Here is a 14,705-nt window from a genome sequence, read left to right as displayed (position 1 = left end):
ACCTTATAAATTGCATTGAGTTACGTTATTTCTTAGGCCTCCTAATTGGGAGGCTGTTGTCGTTTGTATTGTTCCATGGTTTTTGTTAACACTCTTGATTACAGGAAAAAACAATATCGGCTTCGACGTTTATACAAATCAATTTGGCTACAAAGATAGTCAATATCATCGAACGTTCACAAAAACATCTGGTTAACATAATCAGTATGTCGCTATTGCTGTAAAAAAAATTAACTATGCACAGTAACGATTCAACAAGGATTACCCATGATAGAGGGAACGATAAAAACCAGTAAGTATGAAATCATTGCTATTTTCAGAGAGGAACAGAGAAAGCAAACAGAGATAGAAATTTTCTTTAATAACAAAAGCATCAGTACTCAGATTGCGCGTGTAGATTTTGCCGAATTCCATATCCAGAGCGATAGCAAAATCCCTGCGGGGAATAAATTCAAATTTATTCTGCATAGTGATTCAGGAAAGATCGAGTTCACCTCCCAGCGGCAGAAGAATTCCGCTGGCGGCGCGGAGAATAGCAATAAGGTGGCATTTGCGTTACCGGAATGCATCCAGGTTGTACAAAGACGACGAGATCCGCGATTTCGTTTACGCGATGAGAATGATTTCTTTTGTCATGGGCGCCATAAAAATGGCGAAAACTATGCTTTTGATATCAAAGATATTTCAGATGGTGGCTGCGCGCTGATTGCGCAAAGTCCAAATCTGAAATTCCTTGCCAACAACTCAACGCTGAAAAACGCCATTCTGTCTCTGGCTGAATATGGCGAAATCACCGTTGATCTGATTATCAAGAACGTGGCGATGGTCACGCTGGATAGCGAAGAAAAGAGTCCGGAAAACTACTATCAGATTTCCTGCCAGTTTAAGTTCCGCCGCAGCGATGACAGGAAGAAAATAGAAAAAACGCTGATCGATTTGATTCTGGAAGCCAAGCGTAAGAAGAGAGTTTAATGCCCTTGAACAATATCTTGCTGTACACTGACGACAATATCATTGGCCAATCTATTCATGATTATCTGAGCGATATTCACCAGGATATCACCCAGGCCAGTTATCAGGACATCGTGCAAGGGGGCGTCGCGCCCCTGGCTGAGACGGTGATCTTCAATATGATCCACAAGGATATATCCGCCGCCGATACGGTCGTATTACTCAACAAACTGCGCTTTCATTTCTCGCGCTGTACACTGTTGGTATTGATGGTAAAAAGCGATATCGCCAATCTGTGCCGGGAATTAATCGATCTGGAAAACCTGTTAATCCTGACGGAAAAATCTTCTTTAGACGCATTTTCGGCAATTACCAGAACGCAGGATGAAACTCCGCAGACCCGGTATTTGCGCACGCAGCGAAAGCTGACCGCCAGAGAGCTGCAGGTACTGGAACTTATTATCGCCTGCAATAACAACAAGCGAATTGCCTCGCTGCTGAATATCGATCATAAGACGGTACACAGCCACCGCATTCACATTATGAAAAAGCTGGGAATGAATAGCTCGCAGGTGATGCATAAGCAAATCGTCAATATGAATCACTGCTGAACGGCTATCCTGTCGCCGGGTCTACAGCGCCAGGCCAAAGTGCTGACGCAGCGCTCGCTTCCCAGGCTCGCTGATTGTCACTTCGCGATAGCCCGGGACCGGCATAAACCAACCTTTTTGCACGCCCCACTGCAGCAGGGCAGCGCCCGCGGCACCGCCCAGATGAAAACGGCGCTCGCTCCAGTCGAGGCAGGCGCAGCATACTTTGCGGCGGGATCCGCTATCGCACGTAATACCTAAGCGGGCGAAATGCGCCTCCCCCGCCGCGGTAAGCGCGGTGCCATTTGCCGTGAGCCACGCTTGCTGCTGCAGAAAATCATAGATGGCGACGGCCACTTCACCCGCCAGATGATCGTAGCAGGTACGCGCCATACGCAGCGTTCCCGGCGTTCGCGTGGTCAGCGGCACTGCGCTTTTGCCCGCCATGGTCATCATATTTTCCAGCAATCCGGCGACATCGCCGCCCGCCAGCCGATAGTAGCGATGTCGCCCTTGCGCCAGGCAGATCAGTAAGCGACTGTTGACCAGACGGCTAAGGTGAGCGCTGGCGGTCGACGGCGAAATATCCGCCGCGCCGGAGAGCTCAGTCGCCGTCCATGCCCGGCCATCCATTAGCGCGCAGAGTATCTTCACTCGTGAAGGGTCAGCCATCGCCGAGGCAACCGCCGCCATCGCGACGGCCAGCGCTTCGTCATCATCAATGACAACCGCAGGGTGCAACATACTGCCTCCGCTTAATATTGGTTACGCAGAACGTGAACTCTGCATCTGGTATTCACGCAGTACCTGTGCCACGCGAATCTGATAATCAACAAAGATAGACTCCCGCCCTTCCCGCTGCGCCGCCTGATGACAAATATTGCGCTTCCAGGCTGCAACCGACTGTTCGTCCCGCCACCACGACAGCGACAAAATCTTTCCCGGCGCACTGAGGCTTTGAAAACGCTCGATGGCGATAAAGCCGTCGATGGTTTCCAGCAGCGGTTTCAACTGCGCCGCCAGCGCGAGGTATCGTTCCTGCTGCGCTGGCGTGACCTGTGCTTCAAAGAGTACCGCAATCATGGTTTTTTCCTCCAGCAATGAATGAAGCCGCACTGTAGCGCGCCGATGGCTAGCAATGCTTCGCCAGCGGGCGAAGTATCGCCGTCACAACAAGCCAAAAAACCACCAAACCATTCACACAATCAATACCAGGCGAAATTCTGTTGAGACCTAAACGCGGGTCAACGGAAATAAGCACTCTCGAAGATGAGATATAACATTCTGTTTTCAAAGTTTTTTTCAATAAAAATCCCATTTACAGTCATCAAACCGTCATAAAAATGTGATCTAAATCGCACTTTTTGCAACGTACGTTATAGTTAGCAGACTTATTATAAACCCATCGAAAGCACAACGCTTTCCACCATAAAAGTTAAAAGGATAAACACCATGAAAAACGTAAAATTACTTGCTGCTGCTGGTATGCTGTCTCTGGTTTCTTTCGCAAGCTTCGCGGCTCACCCGGTGAGCGTGACCTCTGATACCCTAGACAACGCAGAAGCAAAAATCGCTGCTATCGCTAAAGATCAGGGCGCCTCTTACCACATTACCGAAGCCTATACCGGTAATCAGGTACACATGACGGCGGAACTGTCTAAATAACCGAATGGTCGCAGAGGGAGCTGCCGGACAGGTCGTCTCAGGACGGCTGGTCTGGCTCCCGCCACGTAAAAAAACACGGCAATGTCGAGCCCCTTTATGGGGCTTTTTCGCGTCAACGTTTCGCCAGCGCGCGCTGAATAGAGAGCACACTCGCCAGCACTACAATAAGGCCCGCCAGCGCCATCCCCTCAATTTTCTGCCCGAGAAAGATCCACCCCAGCAGCACCGCCGTCACCGGACTTAGCAGGCTCATTGCCGATACCGCCACCGGCGACAATCGGCTGATACCTCGGAACCATAATCCATACGCCAGCATCGCTCCGGCCACACACAGCCAGACATAACCTGCCGCCTGTAATGGGGTGATGTTGTGCAACGGCGGGTCCACCAGCAGCGCGATGGGCAGTAACACGATCCCGCCTATCAACAATTGCCAGCCGGTCATCGCCACAACCGGCAACGATAGCGCCCAGCGCCGCGACAGCCAGGTGCCCAGCGCCATACTGACGGCGCCAAGAAAAGCGGCGCCGATACCTAACGAATCCAGCACCGTGCGCGGAGAAAGCAGCAACATCGCCATACCGATGATCCCGGCGCAGGCGGAAACCACCGCCAGCCACGGCGAACGCTGGCGATCCACGCACCAGGCCAGCAGCATCACCAGCAGCGGCTGAATCGCGCCGATCACCGCCGCCAGCCCGCCGGGCAAGCGGTAGGCGGCGATAAACAGCAGCGCCTGAAAGGCGCCGATATTTAATATTCCGGTAATGATCAGCTTCCACCACTCACCGCGCTGCGGAAACTGGCGGCTCCACAGTAACAACGCAATCCCGGCGGGCAACACGCGCAACAGCGCGGCGATAAAAGGACGGTCCGGCGGCAAGAATTGCGAAGTGACGATATAAGTGGTTCCCCAGATGGCGGGAGCCAGCGCGGTCAGCAGCAGATCGACCGCCAGATGACGAGTAAAAAAGGCCATGATTTTATCTTCATATCAAGTTAAATTGTGCAGCAAGTATGTATCGATAAATATCTTGATATCAAGACAAGTGAGCACACATGGACAAATTACCACCAACGGATGCCGTTGACCGCATTCTCGCCCAATGGCAGCGCGAGCGCCCGGATCTGGATTGCAGCCCAATGGGGCCGATTGGCCGCCTCAAGCGCTGCGCCATGCTGCTGGAGCCGCGGGTGGAGGCGGCATTTGTTAAACATGGGCTGGTACGTTGGGAGTTCGACATGCTGGCGACGCTGCGCCGCGCCGGCGAGCCATTCGTGCTGTCGCCGACCCAGCTCTTTTCGACACTGATGATTACCTCCGGCACGATGACCCATCGCCTCAAGGCGCTGGAAAAACGAGGGTTGATTACCCGCTTAGCAAATCCTCAGGATGCCCGCAGCATGCTGGTCGCGTTAACGCCAGAGGGACGAGCGCTGATCGATGAGGCGGTTGCCACCCACGTGGCGAATGAGCAACAACTGCTGGCGGGGCTTTCAGAGACCCAACTTCAGCAGTTAGACGAGGCGCTACGGGTATTTATGCGTCTGCTGGAGAATGAGTGACCTCCGGCGACAGGCGGTTGCTACGATGAACAACGCGCGGCTAACAAAGAGGCCATCCTCCCGGCATCATAGCGCATGGTTTTCGCAGTACTGCGTTTTGCAATAACCGCTAAATGCGCATACCATCTGCACATTCTATCGTCATCAGGCAAGGAGATGCTTGTGGATAAGACTCACTCTTCGACCCCGCCAGAGAGCCACGAAAGCCGCTTTCATAAAGAAGAGTTCCCCTTCTTCTGGGTGGTTAACGTTTACGCCCGTTATACCCAATTAATGGAAATCGAGCTCAAAAAAATCGACATCGACCTTTCCCGCTTCCGCGTACTGATGCTGGTGCACCAATACCACCGCGCTAGTATTTCGCGGATCACCGAATATGCCGTTAGTAAGATGCCGACGGTGACCAAAATTGTTGGCCGTCTGCGCGATGATGGCCTGCTCACGACCCACGTTAGCGTCAGCGATGGCCGGGTCACCGAAGCGGAACTCACTGCCGCCGGTGAAGCCAAGGTTGCCGAAGCCCGGGCATTAGCGGAAACCGTGTTTGCTAAAGCCTTCAAGGGCGTCACCCCAGCGCAGGAAAAAAAGATGAATCAGGTGCTGGCGCTCATTCTGCACAACCTCGATGACTGATCCTCTGCGAAAATAACCATTTACTTTAAATGGTTATTCATTTTGTTTTGCCCTCCCCTGCGTTTTTCGCACACTTTTTTATCATTTTTTTAACTTATATTTTTCATTTATTTTTGTGACGCCCTTCAAGAGATTAAAATTTAAACACCAATATTTAATGATTTAAATCAATAAGTTAAAAAACAACCTCTCTTTCATAGCATCATCTTATCGTCAATTACGATGTAAAAAACAGGTGACAAATTACTTGAAATTTCAAGTTTTACTGACAAGATTACCTCAAACGCCAGCGGGTCGTTTTTTAGTCATTTCGCGCGGTAATTATCCCCCTCACGGAGATGTGAAACATGGTTACTGAACATCGTACAGAGGCAGAAAACGCAGAATCCGGGTTTATCTCGCGCTTCACCCTTGGCGAAGGCGAGCTGACGTTTGCGGTTAAAGACAGTCTCGATATTGCCGGTTTTCCGACCCGCGCCGGCAGCCCGGTATTGCAGGATGCGCCGCCCGCCGTCCGCCATGCCGCCGTAGTCGAGGCGCTGCTGGATAACGGCTGTCAGCTGCGCGGAAAAACCACCCTGCACGAGCTGGCCTTTGGCGTCACCGGCATCAACCCGCATAGCGGTACGCCACGCAATCCGCATTATCCGCAGTTAATCCCCGGCGGTTCGTCCAGCGGCTCTGCCGCCGTGGTCGCGGCCGGTGAAGTCGACTTCGCCGTCGGCACCGATACCGGCGGCTCGGTGCGGATGCCCGCGGCCTGCTGCGGCGTGGCTGGCCTGAAGCCGAGCTTTGGCCGTCTGAGCCGCGCAGGCGTCATGCCGACGGAAAGTTCACTAGACTGCGTCGGCCTGTTCGCCCGCGATATCGCCACATTGCGTCAGGCGCTGGCAAAAGCGCTGAGGGAACCGGCTCCTCCTGCGCGCCGGGAAGCGCCCGCACTGAGTTACCTGGCAGGCACGGCAACGCCGGAAATTGAGCAACTGATCGTCTCACGTCTGCAGCAAGCGGGCCTGGCATGGACTCGCGCTGAACTACCGGGGTTCAACGAGGCGCATCAGGCCGGGCTTACGGTGATAAGCCAGGAAAACTGGCTGGCGTTTCACAGCATCATCAACGCGCCGAATCTGGCGCCGGACGTCGCCCAGCGGATCCGCGCCGGCGCGGAAATCGGCCCTCAGCAGCGGCGGGCTGCGGAAAGCGTGCGTCAACAATTTAGCGCCGCGGTGGACGCCCAGTTGGCGAAAACACCGCTGATTCTGCTGCCGACCCTGCCGGAATGTCCGCCAACGCTGGAAGAAGCGGCGGATCCGCTCAAGGTGGTCAACCTGACTCGTCTGGTGCGCCCATTTAATTTAAGCGGCCATCCGGCCCTGAGCCTGCCGCTTGGCGAAATTAATCATCGCCCGGTGGCGCTGCAATTAGTCGCCAATAAAAATAAAGAGTTCGATTTACTTAATTACGCTGAGTATTTGCTGGAAAAATTAAAATAATAAAACCGTACTTTCATTAACTGGAAGAGGCTAAATCGCATGTTAAACCCCTCTGCAACTTCGCGTGCGGAAAAGACCCTGCACGCCACGACAATAGAGTTTGCCGAATTACTCGCGGATATTAAAAAGCGCAGCGAGGAATTCGAGCAGCAGAAATATATCCCGGCGGATATTATTTCCCGCTTTAAAAAGATTGGTGTTTATCGCGCGCTGGTGCCAAAACGCTACGGCGGCGATGAAATCTCGCCGGCGGAATTTTGTCAGTTAATTGAAACGCTCTCAACGGCTGACGGATCCGCCGGCTGGGTGGCGAGTTTCGGCATGAATCCGTTTTATCTTGGCGGCCTGCCGCCGAGCAGTCTCGATGAGCTTTACCGCCACGGACCGGATATCGTCTTTGCCGGCGGGATCTTCCCGCCGCAAAAGGCGACGACTCAGGATGGCGGCTACCGCGTCAGCGGGCGCTGGAGCTTCGCCAGCGGCTGCAGCGGCGCCGAACTTATCGGCGTGGGCATTCTGACCGATGACGGCAGCGATCGTCCGCTGCCGCGCATCGCGGTGCTACCCGCCGGGGAGTTCACCATCGATCCGGTCTGGAATACGGTCGGCCTCTCCGGTACCGGCAGCCATGACGTAGTGCTGAATAATGCCTTCGTGCCGCAGGAGTGGACCTTTATTCGCGGCGGCGAACTTAACCTCGAAGGCCCTTTGTATCGCTACCCGGTACTGTCGCTGGCCACTCAGGTACTGTCGGTGGTGGCGCTGGGTATCGCCCGCGCGGCGTTATCGGAAATTTACGCCATTGCCGAACGCCAGAGCTCGGTCACCGGCGCGCCATGCCTGGCGGATCGTCAATTCGCGCAGATGGAAATCGCCCACTGTGAAGCGGAACTGCGTTCGGCGCGCTGCTGGTTCTATGACGCCATCGACGACGTCTGGCAGGCGATTCTGCGCGGCGATGAACCGGGAGAAGAGCGGATTAACGCCATGCGCCTCTCTTCCACCCACATTACCCGAGTTTCTGCGTCGGTTACCACCCGCGCGCTGAAACTGGCCGGGATGCCGGGTATTTCAATGCGTAGCCCGCTGCAGCGCTATGCCCGCGACTCCATGGTCATCACCCAGCACGCCTTTATGGGCGAGCTGACCTACATCAACGCCGGCAATATGTTCTTCGGCCACTCGCCGCAGCCCGGCTATTTATAAGTCAACACGGAGCCGGCAATGAATGAAGAAATGCTGCAACGCCTGGAGAAGCTGGAAGCCGTAGTGCAGATCCGAAACGCCATCAGCCAGTATATGCATCTCTGTGATGACCTGACGCATCCGGATACCGCCCGGCAAATTGGCGCGCTATTTAGCGAAACGGCTATTTGGGAAGGTATTGGCGAATTATATCAACAAAAGCTCGGGCGCCATTGCGGCAGAGCGGCGATCGTCGGAATGATGAACGCTTATATTAGCGAACCGTCACACTTCGCCATTAACGTACATTATTTAACGGCCGAGCATATTTGTGTTGGCGAAAATAACCGCGCGGTTGGCCGCTGGAAAATGCTGCAGGCTTCGACGTTTCGCCGCGGCGGCTCGCATTTAAATAGCGCGGAGCTCGTCATTGAATTTATTAAACAAGATCAACAGTGGTTAATTCATCATTTTACCACCCGTAATTTATTTAGCCGCCCGGTAGCTGACTGGCATTCGCTCGCCGATTTACCGGTGCCTGATGGTCATTAAAAGAGATATGTGGAGAGTGACAATGTCTGAATGTATTCCGGTAAAAAATATCGATACCCGCCATACCGCCGAAACGCTGGCGGCACTGGTGCAAAGCGACCGGGTCCATACCTGTCTCTATACTTCCGAGGAAATTTTCGACCTCGAGATCGACAACATTTTTAACCGTACCTGGGTGTGGGTCGCCCACGAGAGCGAAATCCCTGACGCCGGCAGCTATAAATCCTCGATGGTGGGTACCCAGCCGGTAATCGTCGTACGCGATCGCAAAGGCAATATCAACGTGCTGCTCAACCGCTGCCGCCACCGCGCCGCCACCGTTTGCGAACATCGCAGCGGGAAAACGAACGGGTTTACCTGCCCGTATCACGGCTGGGGCTATGGCCTCGACGGCGCGCTGCGCGGGGTACCGCATCCAGAGAGCTACGGCGATACGCTGAACAAATCTGAGCTCGGCATGGTGCGCCTGCGCGTTGAAAGCTACGCCGGAATGATTTTCGCCAGCTTCAACCACGACATTGAACCGCTGACCGACTTCCTCGGCCCGGCGATGAAATGGATGGATTTGTTCATGAAACAGGGGGCTGGCTACGCGCTGCAGGCTACCACCGCGCACCGTTTTCGCTTTCCCGGCAACTGGAAAATCCAGCTGGAAAATACCACCGACGGCTATCACTTCCCTATCGTCCATAAGTCGTTTTTAAGCTCGGTCGATAAACAGACCGAAGAGATGCTCAACTTCGTCGACGGCAAAGGCTTCGTGGAAGATCTCGGCAACGGCCACAGCGTGATGGTGATGATCCCCGAGCTTATCGATCTGGAAGCCAATCTCGATGCGCCAATCCCGGAGCGCTTTAGCGAACTGGCCCAGGCCCTGCGCGAGGAAGGCCACGACGAGCAGCAGGTGCGGCGCATCGTACGCGCGGTCGGCGGCAGCGGTTTTAACCTTAACCTGTTCCCCAATGTCGCCTGTTCAATGGCCTTCTTCCGCGTGCTGCAGCCGATATCGGTAAAAGAGACGGAAATTCATCACATGGTGCTGACCATGAAAGATGGCCCGGCGATCGCCAACCAGGCGCGCCTGCGGCTGCACGAACACTTCCAGGGGCCGATGGGCTTCGGCACCCCCGATGATTCAGAGGCCTGGGAGCGGGTGCAGCGCGGCGGCGGCGCGGGCGACGATCTGTGGATCATGCTCAACCGCGGCCTGCCCGGCGAAGTCCGCACCGCCGACGGCCTGCGCAGCGACGTCAGCGCCGAAACCGGCATGCGCGCCGCCTATCAACAATGGAAAAAGTACATGACCGCTGACCACCGGGGGCAATAATGAATACATCACCTATCCTCAACGCCGCCATTCAGTTTATTAACCTGGAAGCGGACCTGCTCGATCAAGGCGAATTTCGCGAATGGCTGGCGCTGTGGCGCACCGAGGGGATGTACATCATCCCCATCGACCAGCAGACCACCGATTTCGCCAACGTGCTCAACTACGCCTACGACAACCACGAGATGCGGGAAAAACGCGTGCAGCGTTTATACAGCGGCGAGTCGATCTCCACCACCCCGCGCGCGCGCACTATCCGCATGAGCGGCCGTTATCGCCTGCTCAGCGCCAGCGATGAGGTCGTCGAAGTACGCTGCGCCCAATTCCTTTACGAGTACCGCAAGGGCAATGAACAGCACTACGCCGCTGACGTCACCTGGACGCTGGCGCCGGAGGGCGACAGTTTCCGCATCCTGCAAAAGGTCGTGCGCCTGATTAACGGCGACGATTACCTGCATAGCATTGGCTACATCCTGTGAGGACTTTATGACACGTAGCGTACTTATTACCGGCGCGGCCAACGGCCTCGGGCTGGTTATTAGCCGCCATCTCTGGCAACAGGGCTATCAGGTGGCGATGGCGGATCTCAACCTCGATACGGTCACCCGTAGCGCCCAGGAGATCGATCCCAGCCAGCAGCGGCTGCTGCCGCTGGCGCTGGATATTCGCCAGCCGCAACAGTTCAGCGACGCGCTGGCGCAGATCCGCGCGCGCTTCGGCGAACTCGACGTGCTGGTCAACAACGCCGCCTTAACCCTGACCACACCGATCATGGAGATCGACGTGGAGGAGTTCGATCGCGTCACCAGCACCAATCTGCGTGGTACCTTCGTCGGCTGCCAGACCATCGGCCGCTATTTCAGCCAGCGCCAGCGGGGCAGCATTATTAACCTCGCGTCGCTGGCCGGGCAAAACGGCGGCACCGCCTCCGGCGCCCACTATGCAGCCTCCAAGGGCGGCATTATTACGCTGACCAAAGTCTTCGCCCGCGCCCTGAGCAACTCCGGGGTGAGCGTCAACGCGATTGCGCCGGGGCCGCTGGATCTTCCTTCCGTTCGCGCCGCGGTGCCGGAAGAGAAAATGCCGGCGCTGCTGGAGATGATCCCGATGAAGCGGCTTGGCGATCCGCTGCTGGTCGCCCGCGCGGTAGAACTGCTGGCGGCGCCCTCCGCCACCTTTATCACCGGCGCGACCTGGGACATCAACGGCGGCATTTATATGCGTTAAGCCCTTCGCGGGTGGAGAAAAACTATGGCTGAAACATTGACGGTACGCGTCACAGAACGCGAAATTCAGGGAGCCGAGGTGGTAGTCCTGACGCTGGCCTCGCCGGACGGCGCTCCCCTGCCCTCGTTTAGCGCCGGGGCGCATATCGATCTGCATCTTGGCGATGGCATCGTGCGCCAGTATTCGCTGTGCGGCAGCGCCCATCACCCGCAGCGCTATCGGTTGGGGATCCTCAAAGATCGCGCCTCGCGCGGCGGTTCGCTGGCGGCGCACGCTTTACAGCCCGGCGACGAGGTGCAAATTAGCCCCCCGCGCAACCTGTTCGCGCTGGAGATGTCGGCGCCTCATACCATTCTGATCGGCGGCGGCATTGGCATCACGCCGATGCTGGCGATGGCCGATACGCTATTTCGCGCCGGGAAATCCTTCGAAGTGCATTACTGCGGCCACAGCCGTGAGGGAATGGCGTTTCTGGCCGAGCTGGCGGATTGCCACTTTAGCGCCCAGGTTCAGCTACATATCAGCGATGAAAACGGCAGGATCCGCCCTCAGGAACTCCTGACGCCTCACGCCGCCGCCGGTCACCTGTACGTTTGCGGTCCGGAGGGTTTTATGGCGTGGATTAATGAAACGGCTCAGGGGTGCGGTTTCAGCGCGGAGCGGCTGCATCAGGAGTATTTCAACCGCGAGGTAGAAACCAGCGGCGGCAGTTTTGAGGTTGAGGTTCCGGAACTCAACCTTAGCGTTACCGTCGGCGAAAACGAGACCATCGTCGCCGCGCTGCAAAAAGCCGGCATCAAAGTGAAAGTCTCCTGCCAACAGGGCGTCTGCGGCACCTGCCTCGCCAACGTTTGTAGCGGCGTACCTGACCACCGCGACGAGTATTTAACCGAAGAAGAACGCGAAGATAACGACCAGATCCTGCTGTGCTGTTCGCGGGCTAAAACCCCGCGGCTGGTTATTGAAGGCTTCGAATACGTCAAACTGAAATAACGGGTATTACTATGAACCTGACATCTGATTTTCGTAATGCCATGGCGCAGCTGGGCAGCGCGATCACCATCATTACCACCGATGGCCCGGCGGGCCGCTTCGGCTTTACCGCTTCGGCGGTGTGTAGCGTGACGGATTCGCCGCCGACGCTGCTGGTATGTATGAACCGCTCGTCCTTCGCGCACGGCAAATTCCAGCACAACGGCGTGCTGTGCGTTAACGTGCTCTCCGGTCAGCATCAACAATTGTCCGGGATTTTCGCCAATGGCCAAATCCGCTCTGAAGAACGCTTCCTGCACGACGAATGGCTGACGCTGGAGACCGGTTCACCGGCGCTGGCTTCCGCCGTGGCGAACTGCGACTGCGTCATTGCCGACAGCCACGAAGTGGGCAGCCACAGCGTATTTTACTGCGAGGTCAAACAGATCCGCTTCGGCAACCCCAGCGACGGGCTGGTCTGGTTTAATCGCCAGTTCCATACCCTTAGCATGGCGTCGTGCCGTTAAGTTTCATCATAACCATAAAAACCCTGCCGACCCATCGCCCGGCGCCAGCAGGCGCCGCCTGATTCACCTGCACTGGAGTTAACCTTATGTCTGGAGCTGTGAGCGGTACAACGGTCCCCCCGGCGCAACCTATGCGCAAATTAATCATCGGGTCTTTTCTCGGCAACTCGCTGGAATGGTACGATTTTTTCCTGTATGGCACCGCGGCGGCGCTGGTCTTCGGGCCGCTGTTTTTCCCGGCCACGAATGACCCGCTGCTCGGTTCATTTTTAGCCTTTTCCGGCTTTGCCATCGGCTTTATCGCCCGCCCCCTCGGCGGCGTGATATTCGGCCATCTCGGCGATCGCTACAGTCGCAAAATGACGCTTATCATCACCCTGACGCTGATGGGCGCCAGTACGTTCTTAATTGGTCTGCTGCCAACCTACGCCCATATCGGCGTATTGGCGCCAATCGCCTTGATTACGCTGCGCTTTGTACAGGGCGTGGCTTCCGGCGGCGAATGGGGCGGCGGGGTGTTGATGCTGAGCGAAAACGCGCCGGAAAGCCAGAAAGGGTACTACACCGCCTGGAGCCAGGTGGGGGTCTGCGGCGGGTTTGTTCTTTCTTCGCTGGCATTCTATCTGGTGCAGCTGCTGCCGCAGGAAGAGGTGATGTCGTGGGCGTGGCGTATTCCGTTTTTGCTCAGCCTGTTTATCTTTCTGGTGGGCGTCTATATTCGCCGTAACATCCAGGAAAATGCGGAATTCGTGGCGCGCAAAGCAGAAAACGACAGCAAAAATGAGGCCCATCATTTACCGGTGCTCAGCGCCTTCAAAAATCATCCACGAGCGATATTACAGGCTATCGGCCTGCGGCTGGCGGAAAACGGCGCGGTGTATATCTTCTTCACGTTTTCAGTGGTCTATTGCAAACATATCGGCATCGACACCCGCGACCTGATCGCGGCGGTTACCATCGCCATGACGGTGGAGATCGCCACGATTCTCGGCTGGGGATGGCTTTCCGATCGCATTGGCCGTAAGCGGCTTTACTATATCGGCGTGATAGGCATGGCGCTGGTCGCCTTCCCCTTCTTCTGGCTGCTGAATATGCACACCTTCCCGGCGATGCTGCTCGCCATGCTGTTGGCATTGCCATTGTGCCATGGCGCGATGATTGCCGCGCAGCCGTGTCTGATGGTGGATCTGTTTCCGGTGGAGGTACGCTACACCGGGCTGGCGCTGGGGCATGAGATTGGGGCGGTGATTTCCGGTGGTATTAGCCCGATGCTGGCGGTAGCTTTTTTAATGATGTGGGATAGCTATATCCCCATTGCGCTGATGCTGCTGGCCTTTGCGCTACTGGCGCTGGTAGCGCTGATAAGTATTCGCCAGCCGCAGCCGCGACCTGAAGCGGTCGCGACCACCTAACCCAGGCATGCCGCGCGTAAAGGAAGGCGCGCGGCACGGACGGCTAGTTATTGTTGATGACGATAATAACCCGGCTTTTAATCGTGCCGCCGCGGATATTCTCGCCATATTTCATCGGCTTGATTTGCAGATAAATCGGGTTGTTGCTGCCATGCCGGGCCTCCTCGTCGGAGTGATAAAGGAAACCGCTGCCGTACTGGAGTTCCCCGCCCTGACTATCGAGCAGATGAAAACCGACTTCGCCGGCGCCGGTGGCGGCATCCTGATCGTCATTCTTCAATATTTTGCTGGTGCCGGCAAAGCCGGAGGCGGCGACAAAGTAGTAATCAATTTTACCCGGCGTCAGTTCGAATACCGCCGACTCGTCCCGGCTACAGTCGATATCAACGCGTTCCAGGCGATATTGCGCTTTGTCTTCTTTAATATCAAAGTAGCTGTAATCGCCCATATTAATGAGGCGGTTCGGGACGTTAAAACCACAGGTCATGATATTTACCTGCAGGGTGACGTTAAAGGTGTAATTGATGTTAACGTTATGGCATTCATTATTCTTACAATACTTCAAAACTATACCGTAACGCATCTGGAAAGGCACACCGGGAGTA

Annotated in this window: 18 protein-coding genes; 14 read left to right on the top strand and 4 right to left on the bottom strand. The window is 55.7% G+C overall.

Annotated elements, in window-relative coordinates:
• The first annotated feature begins 267 nt into the window (after nucleotides 1–267).
• Both ABLU86_RS20030 and ABLU86_RS20025 read left to right on the top strand, forming a co-directional pair.
• Nucleotides 268–972: a hypothetical protein gene (locus ABLU86_RS20030; RefSeq protein WP_015369900.1), complete on the top strand. Its 705-nt coding sequence runs from the start codon at nucleotides 268–270 to the stop codon at nucleotides 970–972.
• Entirely contained in the window at nucleotides 972–1,562 is a 591-nt protein-coding gene (locus tag ABLU86_RS20025; RefSeq protein ID WP_015703343.1) for a helix-turn-helix transcriptional regulator, read from the top strand. Before ABLU86_RS20030 ends, ABLU86_RS20025 begins: the two co-directional genes overlap by 1 nt.
• A 21-nt stretch (nucleotides 1,563–1,583) precedes the next feature.
• On the opposite strand, the gene ABLU86_RS20020 is transcribed toward ABLU86_RS20025, so the two are convergent.
• On the bottom strand, nucleotides 1,584–2,285 hold the full coding sequence (locus ABLU86_RS20020; RefSeq protein ID WP_015369898.1) for a winged helix-turn-helix domain-containing protein: 702 nt from the start codon (nucleotides 2,283–2,285) through the stop codon (nucleotides 1,584–1,586).
• 21 nt (nucleotides 2,286–2,306) lie between these two features.
• The gene (locus tag ABLU86_RS20015) at nucleotides 2,307–2,624 is read right to left on the bottom strand and encodes an antibiotic biosynthesis monooxygenase (RefSeq protein WP_142689278.1); all 318 of its coding nucleotides are present in this window, start codon (nucleotides 2,622–2,624) and stop codon (nucleotides 2,307–2,309) included.
• Between the two features lie 369 nt (nucleotides 2,625–2,993).
• On the opposite strand from ABLU86_RS20015, the gene ABLU86_RS20010 reads away from it, so the two are divergent.
• Nucleotides 2,994–3,206: a YdgH/BhsA/McbA-like domain containing protein gene (locus ABLU86_RS20010; RefSeq protein ID WP_015369896.1), complete on the top strand. Its 213-nt coding sequence runs from the start codon at nucleotides 2,994–2,996 to the stop codon at nucleotides 3,204–3,206.
• Nucleotides 3,207–3,318: 112 nt separating this feature from the next.
• Here the strand turns inward: ABLU86_RS20010 and ABLU86_RS20005 are convergent, their stop codons facing one another.
• Complete coding sequence (locus tag ABLU86_RS20005) at nucleotides 3,319–4,185, bottom strand: EamA family transporter (protein WP_015703345.1); 867 nt, start codon at nucleotides 4,183–4,185, stop codon at nucleotides 3,319–3,321.
• Between the two features lie 80 nt (nucleotides 4,186–4,265).
• Here ABLU86_RS20005 and ABLU86_RS20000 point away from each other — a divergent pair, with 80 nt between their 5' ends.
• The 11 genes from ABLU86_RS20000 (at nucleotide 4,266) to ABLU86_RS19950 (ending at nucleotide 14,100) form a co-directional block, all read left to right on the top strand.
• Complete coding sequence (locus ABLU86_RS20000; RefSeq protein ID WP_020078023.1) at nucleotides 4,266–4,772, top strand: MarR family transcriptional regulator; 507 nt, start codon at nucleotides 4,266–4,268, stop codon at nucleotides 4,770–4,772.
• Between the two features lie 162 nt (nucleotides 4,773–4,934).
• On the top strand, nucleotides 4,935–5,405 hold the full coding sequence (locus tag ABLU86_RS19995; protein WP_015369893.1) for a MarR family transcriptional regulator: 471 nt from the start codon (nucleotides 4,935–4,937) through the stop codon (nucleotides 5,403–5,405).
• 347 nt (nucleotides 5,406–5,752) lie between these two features.
• Nucleotides 5,753–6,898 carry an amidase family protein gene (locus tag ABLU86_RS19990; RefSeq protein WP_348796376.1) on the top strand — a complete coding sequence of 382 codons (1,146 nt, stop codon included), beginning with the start codon at nucleotides 5,753–5,755 and terminating at the stop codon, nucleotides 6,896–6,898.
• A gap of 39 nt (nucleotides 6,899–6,937) precedes the next feature.
• Nucleotides 6,938–8,104, top strand: a complete 1,167-nt coding sequence (locus ABLU86_RS19985) for an acyl-CoA dehydrogenase family protein (protein WP_045396622.1) — start codon at nucleotides 6,938–6,940, stop codon at nucleotides 8,102–8,104.
• Nucleotides 8,105–8,122: 18 nt separating this feature from the next.
• Nucleotides 8,123–8,635, top strand: a complete 513-nt coding sequence (locus ABLU86_RS19980) for a nuclear transport factor 2 family protein (RefSeq protein ID WP_047044174.1) — start codon at nucleotides 8,123–8,125, stop codon at nucleotides 8,633–8,635.
• Between the two features lie 22 nt (nucleotides 8,636–8,657).
• A complete protein-coding gene (locus tag ABLU86_RS19975; protein WP_348796377.1) occupies nucleotides 8,658–9,962 on the top strand; it encodes an aromatic ring-hydroxylating dioxygenase subunit alpha in 1,305 nt (434 codons plus the stop codon).
• Nucleotides 9,962–10,441 (top strand): aromatic-ring-hydroxylating dioxygenase subunit beta, encoded by a 480-nt coding sequence (locus ABLU86_RS19970; RefSeq protein ID WP_045396614.1) that lies wholly within the window; start codon nucleotides 9,962–9,964, stop codon nucleotides 10,439–10,441. The genes ABLU86_RS19975 and ABLU86_RS19970 overlap by 1 nt, the downstream gene beginning before the upstream one ends.
• A 7-nt stretch (nucleotides 10,442–10,448) precedes the next feature.
• Entirely contained in the window at nucleotides 10,449–11,189 is a 741-nt protein-coding gene (locus ABLU86_RS19965; RefSeq protein ID WP_045396610.1) for an SDR family NAD(P)-dependent oxidoreductase, read from the top strand.
• Between the two features lie 24 nt (nucleotides 11,190–11,213).
• Nucleotides 11,214–12,182 (top strand): PDR/VanB family oxidoreductase, encoded by a 969-nt coding sequence (locus ABLU86_RS19960; RefSeq protein WP_045396606.1) that lies wholly within the window; start codon nucleotides 11,214–11,216, stop codon nucleotides 12,180–12,182.
• A gap of 11 nt (nucleotides 12,183–12,193) precedes the next feature.
• Nucleotides 12,194–12,688, top strand: a complete 495-nt coding sequence (locus ABLU86_RS19955; RefSeq protein WP_045396603.1) for a flavin reductase — start codon at nucleotides 12,194–12,196, stop codon at nucleotides 12,686–12,688.
• Between the two features lie 131 nt (nucleotides 12,689–12,819).
• Complete coding sequence (locus tag ABLU86_RS19950; protein WP_045359475.1) at nucleotides 12,820–14,100, top strand: MFS transporter; 1,281 nt, start codon at nucleotides 12,820–12,822, stop codon at nucleotides 14,098–14,100.
• 43 nt (nucleotides 14,101–14,143) lie between these two features.
• Here ABLU86_RS19950 and ABLU86_RS19945 read toward each other — a convergent pair whose 3' ends face one another.
• The gene (locus tag ABLU86_RS19945) at nucleotides 14,144–14,665 is read right to left on the bottom strand and encodes a hypothetical protein (protein ID WP_226933607.1); all 522 of its coding nucleotides are present in this window, start codon (nucleotides 14,663–14,665) and stop codon (nucleotides 14,144–14,146) included.
• Nucleotides 14,666–14,705 lie beyond the last annotated feature (40 nt).

It is taken from the genome of Klebsiella sp. JN_Kp121 (assembly GCF_040062145.1).
Classification (GTDB): domain Bacteria; phylum Pseudomonadota; class Gammaproteobacteria; order Enterobacterales; family Enterobacteriaceae; genus Klebsiella; species Klebsiella aerogenes.
This window is presented reverse-complemented; position numbering and strand designations above follow the sequence as displayed.

What these genes read in the sequence shown, in the direction of transcription:
- ABLU86_RS20030 (WP_015369900.1), top strand. Translation starts at nt 268, where the DNA reads ATGATAGAGGGAACGATAAAAACCAGTAAGTATGAAATCATTGCTATT.
- ABLU86_RS20025 (WP_015703343.1), top strand. Translation starts at nt 972, where the DNA reads ATGCCCTTGAACAATATCTTGCTGTACACTGACGACAATATCATTGGC.
- ABLU86_RS20020 (WP_015369898.1), bottom strand. Translation starts at nt 2,285, where the DNA reads ATGTTGCACCCTGCGGTTGTCATTGATGATGACGAAGCGCTGGCCGTC.
- ABLU86_RS20015 (WP_142689278.1), bottom strand. Translation starts at nt 2,624, where the DNA reads ATGATTGCGGTACTCTTTGAAGCACAGGTCACGCCAGCGCAGCAGGAA.
- ABLU86_RS20010 (WP_015369896.1), top strand. Translation starts at nt 2,994, where the DNA reads ATGAAAAACGTAAAATTACTTGCTGCTGCTGGTATGCTGTCTCTGGTT.
- ABLU86_RS20005 (WP_015703345.1), bottom strand. Translation starts at nt 4,185, where the DNA reads ATGGCCTTTTTTACTCGTCATCTGGCGGTCGATCTGCTGCTGACCGCG.
- ABLU86_RS20000 (WP_020078023.1), top strand. Translation starts at nt 4,266, where the DNA reads ATGGACAAATTACCACCAACGGATGCCGTTGACCGCATTCTCGCCCAA.
- ABLU86_RS19990 (WP_348796376.1), top strand. Translation starts at nt 5,753, where the DNA reads ATGGTTACTGAACATCGTACAGAGGCAGAAAACGCAGAATCCGGGTTT.
- ABLU86_RS19985 (WP_045396622.1), top strand. Translation starts at nt 6,938, where the DNA reads ATGTTAAACCCCTCTGCAACTTCGCGTGCGGAAAAGACCCTGCACGCC.
- ABLU86_RS19980 (WP_047044174.1), top strand. Translation starts at nt 8,123, where the DNA reads ATGAATGAAGAAATGCTGCAACGCCTGGAGAAGCTGGAAGCCGTAGTG.
- ABLU86_RS19975 (WP_348796377.1), top strand. Translation starts at nt 8,658, where the DNA reads ATGTCTGAATGTATTCCGGTAAAAAATATCGATACCCGCCATACCGCC.
- ABLU86_RS19970 (WP_045396614.1), top strand. Translation starts at nt 9,962, where the DNA reads ATGAATACATCACCTATCCTCAACGCCGCCATTCAGTTTATTAACCTG.
- ABLU86_RS19965 (WP_045396610.1), top strand. Translation starts at nt 10,449, where the DNA reads ATGACACGTAGCGTACTTATTACCGGCGCGGCCAACGGCCTCGGGCTG.
- ABLU86_RS19960 (WP_045396606.1), top strand. Translation starts at nt 11,214, where the DNA reads ATGGCTGAAACATTGACGGTACGCGTCACAGAACGCGAAATTCAGGGA.
- ABLU86_RS19955 (WP_045396603.1), top strand. Translation starts at nt 12,194, where the DNA reads ATGAACCTGACATCTGATTTTCGTAATGCCATGGCGCAGCTGGGCAGC.
- ABLU86_RS19950 (WP_045359475.1), top strand. Translation starts at nt 12,820, where the DNA reads ATGCGCAAATTAATCATCGGGTCTTTTCTCGGCAACTCGCTGGAATGG.